The 14,739-nt window shown below is 68.0% G+C and carries 18 protein-coding genes; 8 read left to right on the top strand and 10 right to left on the bottom strand.

Annotation, left to right across the window (positions count from 1 at the left end):
* Positions 1-23 precede the first annotated feature (23 nt).
* Positions 24-1,001, top strand: coding sequence for a zinc-binding dehydrogenase (locus tag ACWV8V_RS06550; protein ID WP_455899277.1), 978 nt, complete (start codon positions 24-26; stop codon positions 999-1,001).
* 15 nt (positions 1,002-1,016) lie between these two features.
* On the opposite strand, the gene ACWV8V_RS06545 is transcribed toward ACWV8V_RS06550, so the two are convergent.
* Entirely contained in the window at positions 1,017-1,910 is an 894-nt protein-coding gene (locus ACWV8V_RS06545) for a LysR family transcriptional regulator (RefSeq protein WP_259259902.1), read from the bottom strand.
* Between the two features lie 199 nt (positions 1,911-2,109).
* Between ACWV8V_RS06545 and ACWV8V_RS06540 the strand changes: the two genes are divergently transcribed.
* Together ACWV8V_RS06540 and ACWV8V_RS06535 are read left to right on the top strand one after the other, a co-directional pair.
* Positions 2,110-2,574: a (R)-mandelonitrile lyase gene (locus ACWV8V_RS06540; RefSeq protein ID WP_455899276.1), complete on the top strand. Its 465-nt coding sequence runs from the start codon at positions 2,110-2,112 to the stop codon at positions 2,572-2,574.
* Between the two features lie 78 nt (positions 2,575-2,652).
* Positions 2,653-3,309: an SDR family oxidoreductase gene (locus ACWV8V_RS06535; RefSeq protein WP_455899275.1), complete on the top strand. Its 657-nt coding sequence runs from the start codon at positions 2,653-2,655 to the stop codon at positions 3,307-3,309.
* 6 nt (positions 3,310-3,315) lie between these two features.
* On the opposite strand, the gene ACWV8V_RS06530 is transcribed toward ACWV8V_RS06535, so the two are convergent.
* The 4 genes from ACWV8V_RS06530 to ACWV8V_RS06515 form a co-directional block, all read right to left on the bottom strand.
* On the bottom strand, positions 3,316-3,972 hold the full coding sequence (locus ACWV8V_RS06530) for a DUF3313 domain-containing protein (RefSeq protein ID WP_455899274.1): 657 nt from the start codon (positions 3,970-3,972) through the stop codon (positions 3,316-3,318).
* A 37-nt stretch (positions 3,973-4,009) separates the two neighbouring features.
* Positions 4,010-4,210, bottom strand: a complete 201-nt coding sequence (locus ACWV8V_RS06525; RefSeq protein ID WP_455899273.1) for a hypothetical protein — start codon at positions 4,208-4,210, stop codon at positions 4,010-4,012.
* A gap of 103 nt (positions 4,211-4,313) precedes the next feature.
* Positions 4,314-5,486 carry an ATP-binding protein gene (locus tag ACWV8V_RS06520; protein WP_259259907.1) on the bottom strand — a complete coding sequence of 391 codons (1,173 nt, stop codon included), beginning with the start codon at positions 5,484-5,486 and terminating at the stop codon, positions 4,314-4,316.
* Positions 5,483-6,148 carry a response regulator transcription factor gene (locus ACWV8V_RS06515; RefSeq protein ID WP_259259908.1) on the bottom strand — a complete coding sequence of 222 codons (666 nt, stop codon included), beginning with the start codon at positions 6,146-6,148 and terminating at the stop codon, positions 5,483-5,485. The genes ACWV8V_RS06520 and ACWV8V_RS06515 overlap by 4 nt, the downstream gene beginning before the upstream one ends.
* Positions 6,149-6,258: 110 nt before the next feature.
* Between ACWV8V_RS06515 and ACWV8V_RS06510 the strand changes: the two genes are divergently transcribed.
* Positions 6,259-7,185 carry a M14 family metallopeptidase gene (locus ACWV8V_RS06510; protein WP_455899272.1) on the top strand — a complete coding sequence of 309 codons (927 nt, stop codon included), beginning with the start codon at positions 6,259-6,261 and terminating at the stop codon, positions 7,183-7,185.
* Here the strand turns inward: ACWV8V_RS06510 and ACWV8V_RS06505 are convergent.
* Positions 7,158-8,024, bottom strand: coding sequence for a LysR family transcriptional regulator (locus ACWV8V_RS06505; RefSeq protein WP_455899271.1), 867 nt, complete (start codon positions 8,022-8,024; stop codon positions 7,158-7,160). The two genes, ACWV8V_RS06510 and ACWV8V_RS06505, sit on opposite strands and share 28 nt — an antisense overlap.
* 133 nt (positions 8,025-8,157) lie before the next feature.
* Here ACWV8V_RS06505 and ACWV8V_RS06500 point away from each other — a divergent pair, with 133 nt between their 5' ends.
* Both ACWV8V_RS06500 and ACWV8V_RS06495 read left to right on the top strand, forming a co-directional pair.
* The gene (locus tag ACWV8V_RS06500; RefSeq protein ID WP_259259911.1) at positions 8,158-8,529 is read left to right on the top strand and encodes a DMT family transporter; all 372 of its coding nucleotides are present in this window, start codon (positions 8,158-8,160) and stop codon (positions 8,527-8,529) included.
* A complete protein-coding gene (locus ACWV8V_RS06495; RefSeq protein WP_455899270.1) occupies positions 8,526-8,846 on the top strand; it encodes a DMT family transporter in 321 nt (106 codons plus the stop codon). The genes ACWV8V_RS06500 and ACWV8V_RS06495 overlap by 4 nt, the downstream gene beginning before the upstream one ends.
* Before the next feature lie 6 nt (positions 8,847-8,852).
* On the opposite strand, the gene ACWV8V_RS06490 is transcribed toward ACWV8V_RS06495, so the two are convergent.
* The 4 genes from ACWV8V_RS06490 to ACWV8V_RS06475 all read right to left on the bottom strand — a co-directional run bounded on the left by ACWV8V_RS06490 (position 8,853) and on the right by ACWV8V_RS06475 (position 12,758).
* Complete coding sequence (locus ACWV8V_RS06490) at positions 8,853-9,677, bottom strand: isocitrate lyase/PEP mutase family protein (protein WP_455899269.1); 825 nt, start codon at positions 9,675-9,677, stop codon at positions 8,853-8,855.
* A gap of 55 nt (positions 9,678-9,732) precedes the next feature.
* Positions 9,733-10,881, bottom strand: a complete 1,149-nt coding sequence (locus ACWV8V_RS06485; RefSeq protein WP_455899268.1) for an MFS transporter — start codon at positions 10,879-10,881, stop codon at positions 9,733-9,735.
* A gap of 11 nt (positions 10,882-10,892) precedes the next feature.
* A complete protein-coding gene (locus tag ACWV8V_RS06480) occupies positions 10,893-11,672 on the bottom strand; it encodes a DeoR/GlpR family DNA-binding transcription regulator (RefSeq protein WP_121036945.1) in 780 nt (259 codons plus the stop codon).
* 177 nt (positions 11,673-11,849) lie between these two features.
* Entirely contained in the window at positions 11,850-12,758 is a 909-nt protein-coding gene (locus ACWV8V_RS06475) for a LysR family transcriptional regulator (protein ID WP_455899267.1), read from the bottom strand.
* Positions 12,759-12,861: 103 nt separating this feature from the next.
* On the opposite strand from ACWV8V_RS06475, the gene ACWV8V_RS06470 reads away from it, so the two are divergent.
* Entirely contained in the window at positions 12,862-13,623 is a 762-nt protein-coding gene (locus ACWV8V_RS06470) for an SDR family NAD(P)-dependent oxidoreductase (RefSeq protein WP_455899266.1), read from the top strand.
* 285 nt (positions 13,624-13,908) lie between these two features.
* Positions 13,909-14,664, top strand: coding sequence for a SapC family protein (locus tag ACWV8V_RS06465; protein ID WP_455899265.1), 756 nt, complete (start codon positions 13,909-13,911; stop codon positions 14,662-14,664).
* The last annotated feature ends 75 nt before the right edge of the window (positions 14,665-14,739 follow it).

The following is a 14,739-nucleotide window of genomic DNA, read 5'->3' as shown; positions in this document are numbered from 1 at the left end:
ATGTTGATGAAGGAGCGCGGCTGATGCGCGCTGCCATCCATACCGCCTTTGGCGATCCGACCCAGGTCCTGCACGGCGGCGATGTGCCGCCGCCGACCCCCGCGGCCGGTGAGGTGCGGATCCGTACCGTGCTGGCGCCCATCCACAACCACGACCTGTGGACCGTGCGTGGCCAGTACGGCTACAAGCCCGAGCTGCCCGCGGTCGGCGGCAGCGAAGGCACCGGTGTGATCGAGGCGCTGGGCGAGGGCGTCGAGGGCCTGAAGATCGGCCAGCGGGTCAGCGCCGCCTCGGTGCATGGCACCTGGGCCGAGTCCTTCATCGCGCCGGCGCGCATGGTCATCCCCATGCCGGACAGCATCGATGACAACACGGCCGCGCAGCTGATCGCCATGCCGCTGAGTGCGCTGATGCTGCTGGAATTCCTGCAGGTGAAGGAGGGCCAGTGGATCCTCCAGAACGCGGCCAATGGCGCGGTCGGCAAGGCCTTGGCGATGCTGGCCAAGGCGCGTGGGGTGCACTGCATCAACCTGGTGCGGCGCGATGCCGGCGTGGCCGAGATGGCCGAGCTCGGCATCGACCACACCATCTCCACCGCGCAGTCGGACTGGATGGCGCAGGTGCAGGCCAAGGTCGGCAAGGCCCCGATCGCCGCCGCCGTGGATTCGGTCGGCGGACGCGCCAGCAGCGAGCTGATGACGCTGCTGGGCGATGGCGGCACGCTGGTCTCGTTCGGCTCGATGACCGGCGAGCCGATGCAGCTCAGTTCGGGCGATGTGATCTTCAAGCAGGCCACGGTGAAGGGCTTCTGGGGCAGCAGGGTCAGCCAGGCCATGGCGCCGGAGGACAAGCGTCGCCTCGTTGGCGAACTGCTGCAGCTGGCCGCGCGCGGTGGATTGAGCCTGCCGGTGGACGGCGTGTTCGGGCTGGACGAGGTGGCCGCTGCCGCCAAGGCCAGCCTGGAGCCGGGCCGCAACGGCAAGGTGCTGCTGCGTCCCTGATGTACACGGTCGGTTCTACCGGCCTGCGCGCAACGCCTCGATCACGACCTTCATCGCGCTCGAGGATTGCCGGCGGCTGGGATAGTAGGCGTAGTACCCGTCGAACGGGTCGCACCAGTCCTCCATGACACGCCGCAAGGTGCCGGCGGCGATGTCATCAAGCACCATGTCCTCGGGCAGATAGGCCAGGCCCGCACCCACCAGTGCGGCACGATGGATCGCGCTGCTGCCGTTGAAGGTCCACTGACCATCCACGCGCACGTTCACTTCCTCGCCGTCCTTCTCCAGATCCCACACCATCAGCCCGCCGTGGGTGGGCAGGCGCAGCCCGATGCAGTTGTGCGCGGCCAGGTCGGCCGGCAGCTGCGGCGCGGCATGCGTGGCGAAGTAGGCCGGGCTGGCCACGATCGCCATGCGCAGCGGCGGGCTGATCGGCACGGCAATCATGTCCTTGGCCACGCGGCCGCCCAAACGGATGCCGATGTCGTAGCGCTGGGCGACGATGTCGGCCAGGCCATAGTCGATGGTCAGTTCCACATGCAGGTCGGGGTAGGCGGGCAGCACGGCGGACAGCCGGGGCCAGACGAGCGTGTTGGCGGCATGCTCGGCCGTGGTGATGCGGATCGTGCCAGCGGGCCGGTCACGGTACTCGCTTATCGCGGCGACCTCGGCCTCGATCTCCTGCATGCGCGGCGCCACGGTGTCGTACAGCCGTTCACCGGCCTCGGTCATGGAGACGCTGCGTGTGGTCCGGGTCAGCAGGCGCACGCCGAGGCGCTCTTCCAGCCCGCGCACGGTGTGGCTGAGCGCGGATTGCGAGACACCCAACTGCGCCGCCGCACGGGTGAAGCTGCGTTCGCGCGCGACGGTGACGAACACCTGCAGATCGTTGAAATTCTCGCGGGCCATGGGGCAGGGCCAAGGGCGCATGGCAGTCATGCGCGCCCATGATGAGCGCGGCCGACTGATGAACTCAAGCGGCTTTGTTTCGTGATTGATGAGCTGCAGTTATGGCTGCATGCCGATCGGGGCGGCTAGTGCCCGTGCGGGGGCAGGCCTACAGTGGGTGTCCCCGGCGGGCGCCGCCGTTCCTTCAGGAGAGGCCTCCATGGACCTGTTCACTGCCGCACTGTCGCTTTCGATGGCCGCCGTCGTGCCCGCCGAAACGGCACCGATCCGCATCACCAGCGCGGGCACCGCCGCCTCCGCCGCGGGCCCGGCGGACTACTTCACCGGTCGTGTGCGCATCGATGCACCGTTCCAGACCGATGCGCCTGCGCGCGTCGGCGGGGCCACGGTCACCTTCGAGCCCGGCGCACGCACCGCGTGGCACACCCACCCGCTGGGCCAGACGCTGATCGTCACCGCGGGCATCGGCAGCGTGCAGGAATGGGGCAAAGCCGTACGGGAGATCCGTCCGGGCGACATCGTCTGGATTCCGCCGGGCGTCAAACATTGGCATGGTGCCAAGGCTGCCACCGCGATGACGCATATCGCGATCGCCGAAGCGGTCGATGGCTCACCGGTGACGTGGATGGAGCAGGTCAGCGACGCGCAGTACAGCGGCAACTGAACCATGCCCCGCGATGGGGACGGTCGTGTCACATCCACCTGCGTACCCTCGTAGGCCGATTGAAACAGGAGAACCGTCTTGAGTACCGTTTTCATCGTCGGCGCGGCCGGCAAGGTCGGCCGTCACCTGGTCAAGCAGTTGGCCGACAAACAGCATCACGTACGTGCGCTGCATCGCCGCGCCGAGCAGGGCACTGAACTGAGCGACCTCGGCGCAACGCCGGTCACCGGTGATCTCACCGCCATCGACGTGGGCACGCTGGCCGGCCAGATGCGCGGCAGTGACGTGGTTGTTTTCACGGCCGGTGCCGGTGGCGCAGGGGTGGAAGTGACCAACGCCATCGATGGCCGCGGCCTTGAACTGGCCGTGGATGCCACCCGGCAGGCGGGCGTGCGCCGCTTCCTGCTGGTCTCGGCATTCCCGGAAGCGGGCCGCAACAAGGGGATGGGCGAGGGTTTCGAGAATTACATGACGGTCAAGAAGCGCGCCGATGTGTATCTGGCCGCGACCGATCTGGACTGGGTGATCCTGCGCCCGGGCACCTTGAGCGATGCGCCGGGCACCGGCCGCGTCACGGCCGGCCCGGCGATCGCATACGGCGATGTGCCGCGTGCGGATGTGGCCGCCACGTTGGTGGTGCTGGTGGAACATCCGCAGGTGCGGCGGACGATCATCGAACTCACCGAGGGTGATATGCCGGTCGATGAGGCGGTCCGGGCGCAGTCGCGCCAGTAGGTCCGGTCAGCGCAACGAGGCCATCAGTGCCTCGGCTCCCTTGTCCGCGCCGGTCAACGCCGCGCTCAGGCGGCCGCTGCTGGCCTTGATGTTCATGGCATTCGGGTACTGGGTCTCCACGTACGCCGCGAGCAGCTGGTTGGTCTGCGCATCGTAGATTTCCACCGCGTAGGCCAGCCAGCCCGACAATGCGCCAGGACGTCCGCGCGCCGATTGCACCGCGTTGTAAGGCGCGCCGGCCAGATCGAACTTCATCGCCGTGCTCAGGAATCGCGTGGTCGGCTTGGCGCCGGTCAGCACCAGTTGCACGCGCAATGTGCGTGGGCCTGGCTGCTGGGTCGGCTCGAAGCGCGTCGCGAGCGCCTCGCCAAAGGCGCGGAACATGTGGTCGCTGATCACACGGGTGTCGGCATCGCTGAGCTTCTCGAACTGTGCCTCGGGCTGCGGATAGATCTCCACGGGCTCCAGCACGAAGCGTTGGTAATCGCTCCAGCGGACATTGGACTGGTAGGCGTAGGGGCGGCGGTCTCCGCGGCTTCCCTCGTGGGCCTTGAGGTAGGTGGCCGAGGGCAGGCCGGGGTAAGCCACGCGCGGGGCGCTGGCACAGCCGGTGAGGGCGATGGCAACGACAAGGGCGCTGAACAAGGGGATGATCGAGGGCATGGTCGGTATCCAGAGCGAAGAAAGAGGCATGGCGACACTAGCGGCCGGTGAACAGCAGCAGCGGCAGCAGTGCCAACAAGGCGAGCAGGCAGGCGCCGGCCATCAAGGTGAACATCCATCGCCGCGGGCAGCGCCGGGCGTCTGCCGGCCGAGGCAGGTCGGGCAGGTCCAGCCACGCCGAGCGGCTTATTGCCGAAGCGCGGGAGCGGCGGTGTTGCACAGCACGGGAGGCAGTCATGGCGCGGTTCCACATCGGGGGAAACGGACGCCGGCATCCCGGGTCCTGCAGCGCATGCTAGGCAGCAGATGTTCGGGAAATATTCGAAGAACGGATCAGTGCATCAGCGCTGCGGCATGATCGCGGGAAAGACCACGCGCACGCGCAGGCCACGCCCATCCATGCCGCTGTCGCACTCGATGCGTGCGCCGTGTTGCCCGGCAATGGTGGCCACCAGTGACAACCCGATGCCACTGCCCGGCTCGGTGGTGCCCGGCACGCGGTAGAAGCGCTCGAAGGCACGCGGGCGTTCGCTTTCGGCGATGCCGGGGCCGTCATCAAGCACTTCCAAATAGGGGTACAGCGCGTCGCCGTCGCATTGATGGCCGCTTCTGACCTCGATGATGCTGCAGCGCCCGGCATAGCGGATGGCGTTGTCCACCAGGTTGCGCAGCAGAATGCCGATGGCATCGATATCGCAGCGGATGCGGCACGGCGCCAGTCGCTGGAACAGACTGATCATCTGCGCATCGGCCTGGACGCTGAACTCGCCGAGCAGATGCCGGACCAGCTCGGGCGCATCGGCCTCCACCCAGTTCGCCGGTTGCGGGCCCGATTCCAGCCGCGCCTGGTCCAGCAGCTGGTCCGCCAGCCGACTGGTGCGTGCGGCGGCATCGATCAGCCGTCGCAGCAACGCGTCCTTCTCGGCGATGTCATCGGTCAGCAGTGCGACCTCGGCATAGGTGTGCAGCGCCGACATCGGCGTCCGCAATTCGTGAGCGGCCTGTGCGATGAAGTAACGCTCGGACTGCATCGACGCCTCCACGCGCGCGAGCAGCGAGTTGAACGCCCCGATCAGCGGCGCGATTTCGCCGGGCACGCGGTCCTGCGCTATCGGCGTGGTGTCCGAGGGGGGACGCTGGGCGACCTCCGCCGACAGCCGCTTCAACGGCCGCAGCGACAGAACGACCGAGCCGCCAAGCAGTACACCGACGGCGAGCAGTTGCAGGGTGTTGAGCGTCAACGCCGTCAGGATGTTGCCGGGCTCGCCGGTGTCACCCCGGACGGCGGGCAACGGCGACCGCATGGTGCTGGAGGATGCCGCCGCGGTCAGTGCGTTGGCGACGGGATCGGGGAGGGCCAACAGGAGCTGGTCGCCCAGGTGGGCCAGGCCCGCCTTCCAGGGGCTGTCGCTGCCATGCTGCCAGTACGCGGCCAGCATCGCGAAGAACACACACCAGATCAGCAAGGTGGCTGCTGCCAATGCAGTCCACAGGCGCCGCTTGATCGATCTCATGCCGTCGGGCCTCCGATGCTGTAGCCATGCCCATGGACTGTGGTGATCAGGGTGTCGCCCAGCTTCCGGCGCAACTGGTGGACCAGCACGGTGATCGCACTGCGGCTGCCGTCGGCATCGACGCCGTAGACCACGGACTCGAGGTAGTCACGCCCGACCACGCGGCCACAGCGCTGGAGCAGGGCCACCAGCAGCGCGTACTCATGCGGGGTCAGCCCGATCACCTGCGTGCCGCGGGTCACCACGCGGGCGACCGGGTCCAGGCTCACCTCGCCATGCGTGAGCTTGGGCACCACGCGGCCCTGGCTGCGGCGTGCCACGGCCCGCACGCGTGCAATCAGCTCGTCCAGCTGGAACGGTTTGACCAGGTAGTCGTCCGCGCCCGCATCGAGCCCGCGGATGCGGTCACTCAGTTGGCCACGTGCAGTGAGTACGATCACAGGCGTGTCGTCGTAGCGCTCGCGGAGGAACTGGATGACCGTCAGGCCCGACGGCCCCGGCAGGCCGAGATCGAGCAGGACGGCGGCGAAGGCATGGTCGATCAGCGCGGCGCGCGCGGCCGGCGCACTGCCCGCACAGGCGACCTCCCATCCCTGCCGGCTCAGCCCCGCCTGGGTGGCGGCGGACAACATCGGGTCGTCTTCTACGAGCAGCAGGCGCATGGGGTGGGGCATCGGCGGAGTCAGGGCGAGAGGATCGCAGCATGCCGCATGAATATTCGGAAAGTGTTGGCTGATAAAATCGGGACTTTCCGCCACAGCCCGAGCACGCCATGACCAACGCCCCCTTCTATCCTATCGGCACCCCCGGCCAGCCCTGGGGCGCAGCGGAGAAGGCGCAGTGGCGCGCCCGTCAGGTGCCGCAGCGGCGTTACGCCGAAGACGTGCTGCCAGCGGTGGACGCGCTGCGCGATGCGTTCGAGGTGAACCAGTACGGCACGCTCGATTACGCCCCGGACCAGTACCCGCTGTTCGCCGTGCGCAGCCGCGACTGGAATCCGGCGTTGCCGACGATGCTGGTCACCGGCGGTATCCACGGTTACGAAACCAGCGGCGTGCAGGGTGCGCTGCAGTTCCTGCAGACCCGGGCAGCGGACTACGCCGGGCGCGCCAACCTGCTGGTCGTGCCCTGCGTCAGCCCGTGGGGCTACGAGCGCATCCAGCGCTGGAACGCCGAGGCGATCGATCCGAACCGCTCGTTCATCGCCAACAGCCCGGCGGCTGAATCGGCCGCGCTGATCGCCCTGGTCGCGCCGCTGCGCGGCAGCATCGTGATGCATATCGACCTGCACGAAACCACCGACACCGATGAAACCGAGTTCCGCCCGGCGCTGGCCGCGCGCGACGGCAAGCCGTTCGAGCCGGGGTTGATTCCCGATGGTTTCTATCTTGTCGATGACAGCGAGAACCCGCAGCCTGCGTTCCAGACCGCGGTCAATGCGGCGGTGGAGCGGGTGACCCACATCGCGCCGGCCGACGAGAAGGGCGAGATCATCGGTTCCCCGGTGGTCGCCCCGGGGGTGATCGAGTACCCGCTCGAAAAGCTGGGCCTGTGCGCCAGCGTCAGCGGCGCCAGATACACGACCACCACCGAGGTGTATCCGGACAGCCCGCGTGCCACCCCCCAGCAGTGCAACGACGCCCAGGTGGCGGCGATCTGCGCGGCGATCGATTACGCGTTGGCTGCCCCCAGGAACTGATCCAGCAACCACAGCGCCGCTGGCCCCAGCGGCGCGCCTTTGCGCCATACCGCATCGGTGGAGACCAGCCGCGGCCAGCCGGGCAGGGGCAGCTCCACCAGCATGCCCCGGCCATAGCGCGTCACCAGGGCGCGCGGCAGTTCGGCCCAGCCGAAGCCGTCCTCGGCCATCTCCAGCACCATCAGGTAATCCGAGGCCGACCAGGTGCGGCCGCGTGCATGGCCCTCGCGCGCCGCGTCGCCGCTCAGGCAGATCTGGCGATGGCTGGCCAGGTGCGATTCCTCCGGCGCCTGCAGAGCGGCCAGCGGGTGATCGGCGGCAACAAACACCGCCATCTCCGCGCGCAGGGGCAGGGCGCGCACCGCCAGTTCGGACGGGTAGGCCGGCTGATGCGGCATCAGCCCGAGATGGGCACGCCCGCGCTGCACCACGTCCAGCACGTCACTGCCTTCGGCATCCAGCCATTCCAGTTCGATATCCGGAAACCGCTGCTCGAACCGGCGCAGCAGATGCTGATCCGGGTTGAGCTGATAGATGTCCGAGAACACCAGGCTCAGGCGCGGCTCGACCTCGTCGGCAAGGCGGATGCTCAGCTGTTCGAGGCGGTCGGCGGCAGCGAGGATTTCCTGCGCATGGCCGAGCACCTTGAGGCCGTCCTCGGTCAGGACCGGGTAGCGGCCGCTGCGGTCGAACAGCGTGAGTCCCAGGTCGGCCTCGAGCGTGGCGATCGCGGTGCTGATGGTCGACTGGGTCTTTTTCAGGCGCCGCGCGGCGGCGGAGAACGAGCCGAGTGCAGCTGCTTCCACGAAGGCGTGCAGGGATTCAGGGCCGTAGCGCATGGATGTATCGCCTTTATCGATGGATCCCATCTTTGTTCTGATGGAAATGGCGATGATAATGGGCGCGTCGCTCCGGCGTCATCACACAGAGCACCCGGCCAACAGCGACGTAGGTGAATCCAAGGAGCTTTCCATGCACACACAGGTGCATTCGCAATCCCGTGCCCGTGGCGGTCTGATCGCCTGGGCCTGCCTGACCGTGGCGATCGTCGCCGAAGTGGTCGGTACCTCGTTCATGGCCGATGCCGCCCGTCATGGCGGCTATCTGGGCTATGCCGTGATGGCCGTCGCCCTGGCCATTTCGTATTACTTTCTGGCGCTGTCGGTGCGCGGTATCGCGGTGGGCGTGGCCTACGCCGTGTGGGAAGGCCTGGGCCTGACGCTGCTGACGGTGGTCGGCATTGTCGTGTTCAAGGACAGCCTGTCCGTGCAGCAGATGATCGGGCTGGTGATGGCGGCGGTCGGCATCGTCTGCGTCACCCTCGGCGAGGCGCACACGTCATGAACCTCACCGCCTTCCTGTTCGTGCTGTGCTCGGCACTGATCGACATCGCCGCCAACATGATGGTGGCCAAATCCGATGGCTTTCGTAAGCCGGTGTGGGGTTTGGCCGCGATCGTGCTGGTCTGGATCGCCTTCGCGCTGCTCGGCCAGGCGGTCAAGACCATGGACCTGGCCACGGCCTATGCGATGTGGGGCGCCATCGGGGTGATCGGTACCGCCCTCTGCGGGCGCGTGCTGTTCGGCAACCGCCTGCGCCCGATCGGCTGGGTGGGCATTGCGCTGGTCACCGGTGCGGTGGTGGTGCTGTCGAGCCACTGATTCCGATCAGCGGAACAACTGATTCAGCACCGCCCCGGAGGCCGCATCGGCGAACCCGTCGAAGCGGCCTTCGTCCATCAGCAGCTGCGAGGCCCGCATCATCCCGCCCCAGGCGGTGCGCGCCATCGCACCTCCGACACTGACCCGGCGCACGCCCATGCCGGCGATGTCCTGCAGAGTGAACGGCGATGCGCTGCCGACCAGCAGGTTGACCGGTCGCGGCGCCACCGCGGCCACCACCGCTTCGATCTGCTCCCGGGTGGTGATCCCGGGCGCATACAGGCAATCCGCACCGGCCTCGGCGTAGGCACGCAGGCGGGTGATCGCATCGTCCAGGTCGGGGCGGCCGACGAAGAAGTTCTCGGCGCGGCCGATCAGCAGCACGTCCTCACCGGACGCGTCGATCGCGCGTCGCGCGGCACGGACCCGTGCTACCGCATCGTCCAGCGGGCGCAACGGATGCGCCGGATCCGGGCTGGCATCCTCGATGGAGATACCGGCCACGCCGGTGGCGATGGCGCGGATGACGTTGCCGCCCACCGCGTCCAGCGTGCCGAAGCCATCGCCGAAATCGGCGTTCAGTGGCAATGGGGTGGCGGCCGCGAGGCTGTGCAGGTGGGCAACGGTTTCGTCCAGCGTCAGCGTGCCATCGGCCTGGGCCTGGCTCCATGCATAGCCGGAGCTGGTAGAGGCCAACGCCTGGAAGCCGAGACTGTGCAGGTAACGTGCGCTGCCTGCATCCCACGGGTTGGGCAGCACGAAGCAGCCGTCCTCATGCAGCGCACGGAAGGCGGCGCGACGCGGGCGGGGATCGAAGGGCAAGGCCATCATGACGCGCATCCGGGAAGCAGTGACCCGATGGTAACGCCATCGCTGCGCACGTCCCTCAGGCCCGCACCCAGCGTGCCGCCAGGCCGATGCAGACCAGCGTCACCGCCACCGCACTGAAGGCGAACACCAGGCTGCTGGCCTGCGCGACGAACCCGATCAGTGCCGGGCCGGCCAACACGCCGGCATACCCGAGCGTGGTGATGGCCGGGATGGCCAGACTCTCGGGCATGACCTTCTGGTTGCCCGCCATCGAGAACAGCGCCGGCACGATGTTCGCGCAGCCCAGGCCCACCAGCGCATAGCCGCACAATGCCAGTGGCATCCAGGTGGCGAACGTTGCCAGGGCGAAGCCGGATGCCGCCACCAGGCTGCCGATCAGGATCGAACGATGGCGGCCGAGCCTGGCCACCACGCCATCGCCGACCAGCCGGGTGATCGTCATCGCGATGGCAAAGGCCAGATAACCGAGGCCGGCGCGGGAGGGATCTACGTGCTGCACTTCATGCAGGAACACCGCGCTCCAGTCCAGCACCGCGCCTTCGGCCAGGAACGCCACGAAACACAGCACGCCGATCGCCAGCACCACGCCGTGCGGCACCGCGAACATCGGCGCATCGCTGGGTGCCTTGTCGGTCCGCCAGTACGGCAGCGAGATGGCCAGCAGCGCGGCCATCACCGCCGAGGCCAGCAGGCACACCAGCCACGGCGGCAGGTGAAGCGCCAGCAGGGCGGTCATCGCACCGGCGCCGACCGCACCGCCGATGCTGTAGAAGGCATGGAAGCCGGACATCATCGGCCGGCCGCTGTCGCGCTCCACCATGATCGCCTGCATGTTCATCACGCAGTCGCAGGCGCCGACGCCGGCACCGAACACGAACAGCACCAGGCCCAGGGTCACTGGCGAGGGCGCGATGGCCAGCAGGGGCAGGGTGGCGATCACCATCACCAGCGTGGCGATTATGACGGCGCGGCAGCCGTGGCGTGCGGCGAGCATGCCCGCGATCGGCATCGCCAGCAGCGAACCGGCGCCCAGGCACAGCAGCACCAGGCCGAGTGAGCCTTCATCCAGACCGGTGCGGTTCTTGGCGAACGGGACCAGCGGCGCCCAGGCGGCGGTGGCGAAGCCGGGCAGGAAGAAGGCGGCGCGGGTGGCGTGCTGCTGGCCGCGGGCGAGGAGGGACGAGGGCGCGGAAAGTGTCGACATGGGTCCGGACCTCAGTGCTGCGCGGCGCGCTGGAGAGCAACGCCACGACGCTCGAACGCGGCGACCTGTGCAGGCGGCGCGTCGGCCTCGACGACCAGCAGATCGATCTGGTCCACATCACCGATCCGGTGCGAGGCCTGCGCACCCAGCTTGTCGTTCGTGGCCACCACCACGCAGCGGCTGCTCGCGGCGAGCAGGGCGCGCTTGAGCGTTGCTTCCTCGCCATCCACCGCCCAGATGCCAGCGTCGGCATCCACCGCGCAGGTGCCGACAAAGCACACGTCCACGCGCAGCGCGGCGACCGCTTCCAGCGCCTGCGCGCCCACCGTCGCGCCGATGCGCGGGTCCATGCGGCCGCCGACCAGGCTGACCTCGATGCCCGGACGCGCCATCAAGGCCAGCGCGATATCCGGGGCGTTGGTCACCACGCGCACGCCCTGATCCGCGGGCAGGCAACTGGCAATCACGCTGTTGGTCGAACCGGCGTCGAGAAACACCAGCTCACCGGGCAGCACCTGCGCGGCGGCGATCCGGGCCAACGCGAGCTTGCGGTCATGGTTCTTTTCGTGGCGCTCGGCCAGCGCCGGAAACGCCGGGGCCGCCGGCAGTGCGCCGCCATGCACCTTGCGGCACAGACCCTGCGCGGCCAGCTCACGCAGGTCACGGCGGATCGAATCCTCCGAGACCTGCAGTTCGACGGCCAGCTGGGCCGACATCACGCGGCCGTGTTCGCGCAGCAGGCGAAGGATGGTCTGTTGGCGCTCGCCCGGCAGGGCGTCCTGGGTAGTCATGGGTAACCTCGGTTCAGGGCGGAGGCGCGGCGGCGGCTTGCCTGAACATGCACGAACGTGCACGTATGCGCCTGTATCTGGAGCGAACCTTAGCACGAAACGACGACTCTCGTGCGCATGTGTGCGGAAATGTGCGAGAAGGTGCGGTTTCATTCAGATTGGGCGCGCATCGCGCTCTCACGCCTGCGGCAGCAGCTCCGGCCGGATCACCGTGGCCGCCCATTCCATGAACGCCGCGACCCGGCGCGGCAGATGGCGGCGCTGGGCGTACAGAAGGGAGACCGGCATCGGCTCGGCCAGACAGTCCGGCAGGATCTCCACCAGCGTGCCGTCCGCCAGCGCGCGCCGGACGCCCAGCCGGGGCACCTGGATGATCCCCAGTCCGGCCAGCGCCGCAGCGGTATACCCGTCGCCACTGTTGACCGTCACCGCGCCGCGCATCGGCAGGCTGCGATAGCCCTCGCCATCGTGGTACTCGAAGCCGGGCGAGCGCTGGCCCAGAGTGCCCACGTAGTGCACCAGCGCATGGCCGGCCAGATCATCCAGCGTGACCGGTATACCGCGCGCGGCCAGGTACGCGGGACTGGCGCAGTTGACGATCGGCAGCCGTCCCAGCGGGCGGGCCACCAGCGTGTTGTCATCCAGCGGGCCGACCCGCAGCACACAGTCGAACCCCTCGCGGATCAGATCGACCCGGCGGTCGGTACCGCTCAGCTCGATCTCCACCCCCGGATGCTGCGCGAGGAAGCTCGGCAGCTGTGGGATCACCAACTGCCGGGCCAGCCCACTGGACATGTCCACCCGCAGGCGGCCCTTCAACTGGCTGGTATCGACCCGGAACATGCCCTGCAGGTCGTCCATGTCATGCAGCAGATCGTGGGCGCGGGTCTGGAACTGGGCACCATCAGCGGTGAGCTGCACCCGGCGCGTGGTCCGGTGCAGCAGCTGTACGCCGACCTCCGCCTCCAGACGTTGCACCGCCAGCGATACGCTGGCCTTGGGCAGGCCGAGGCTGTCGGCCGCGCCGGTGAACGAGCCCAGTTCGGCGACCCGCAGGAAGCAGCGCAGTTGATCGAGGCGATCCATTGATTGTTCGTGATGTATGGACAGTCAAATCAGCATCTGCCGATTTATGCAGCCCTGCAACACCAATACGCTGGTCTCCCATTCCCCAGGCAGGTGCACTGACATGAGCAAGACAACCCGAGTCGTTCTGATCACCGGCGGCAGCCGTGGCCTCGGCCGCAACGCCGCCCTCGCACTGGCGGCCGATGGCGCCGACATCATCCTCACCTACCGCAGCCAGGCCGAGGCCGCTCAGGAGGCGGTCGCCCGCATCAACGCGTTGGGGCGCCGTGCCGCCGCGATTCCGTTGGACATGGCCGACAGCGCCGGCTTCGCTGCCTTCGCCGGCCAGGTTCGCAGCGTGCTGGAGGGCTGGGGCGAGTCCCATCTGCAGGGGCTGCTCAACAACGCCGGCGAAGGCCTGCACGCGATGATCGCCGACACCACGGTCGACCAGTTCGATGCACTGGTCGCCGTGCATCTGAAGGGGCCCTACTTCCTGACCCAGGCGGTGCTGCCGCTGATCGCCGACGGCGGTCGCATCCTCAACGTGTCCAGCGGGCTGGCGCGGTTCTCGCTGCCGGGCAGTTCGGCCTACGCGATGATGAAAGGCGGCATCGAAGTGTTTACCCGTTACCTGGCCAAGGAGCTGGGCGCACGTGGCATCAGTGCCAACACGCTGGCCCCGGGCGCGATCGAGACCGACTTCGGCGGCGGCCGCGTGCGCGACGATGCGCAGGTCAACGCGATGGTGTCCTCGGTGACCGCGATGGGCCGTCCTGGCAAGCCCGATGACATCGGCCCGGTGGCGGTGGCGCTGCTGTCGCCGCAGACGGCATGGATCAATGCGCAGCGGGTGGAGGCGTCGGGCGGCATGTTCGTCTGAGGGCGCATCACCAGGATGACGCGCAATGGCCGTGCCGGCAAAGGCGGGCCGGAAGAAGGTGCGCGCCACGACGGCGCGCGCTGCGATGGATGGGGATGGGGATGGGGATGGGGATGGGTCTCATGGGGCGGGAAGGCGCATAGGTCCGATGGCGCGTGGTGCCTGGTGGTTTGTGAACGCGTTCATTTAAAAAGTGTGACGAATTGCCTGCTGACTGATGGGACGGCGCTGCTTTCCACGGTTGTTAGGCAAAGGGGCACTTTTTGCACTCCAGGGGGAACCACCATGAAGCAGCTGCTCATCTACGAACGTCCGATCCAGCTCAACCGCGTTGCCCATCGCAACCACCGCGTGGTGGCCACCCCAGGCGATTTCGCCTTCGCCACCGCGCTCAATTCCGTACCGCTGGCCTGTGTGGAGTTCGCGCCGGTCGCCCGCGAGTACCCGATCCTGTTCGCCGGCAACAGCGCCGACGCGGTGGTACCCGCCGCACTGCTGGGCCTGCGCGCCGGCCAGAACCTGATGGTCGATGCGCAGGGCAGCTGGGCCGAAGGGGCCTACGTCCCGGCGTTCCTGCGCCGCTATCCCTTCGTGCTTGCCGAACACGATGAGAAGGGCAGCGACTTCACCGTGTGCCTGGATGAGGCCTATGCGGGTATCCGCGAAGGTGGCGAGGAAGGTGCGCCGCTGTTCGATGACGAGGGCAAGGACAGCCCGCTGCTGAGCAACGCACTGCAGTTCCTGCAGGAGTACCAGGCGCATCTGGCGCGTACGCGTGCCTTCAGTGCGGCGCTGGCCAGCCATGGGCTGCTGGTGCCGCGGCAGGTGAACGTGCAGACCGCGCTGGGCGAGGGCTTCTCGCTGGATGGCTTCTTTGTGGTCGATGAGCAGAAGCTGCGCGAATTGAAGGGCAAGGCGCTCCAGGATCTGGCGCGTTCGGGCGATCTTGGGCTGATCTACGCCCATCTGCTTTCGCTGGGCAATGTCGAGCTGCTCAGCCGCGCGCTGGACAGCCGTCCAGCCGCTGCCGCAACGCACTGATCCCTTCCCAGTAACGCCACCGAGCGGCAAGGCATCTATTGCCTTGCCGCGACCCTTGCTGGCCCGCGGTAGCCC

This window comes from Stenotrophomonas sp. Ker107b, from assembly GCF_053847245.1.
The sequence above is the reverse complement of the archived record's forward strand: the minus strand, read 5'-3'. Positions and strand labels throughout refer to the sequence as shown.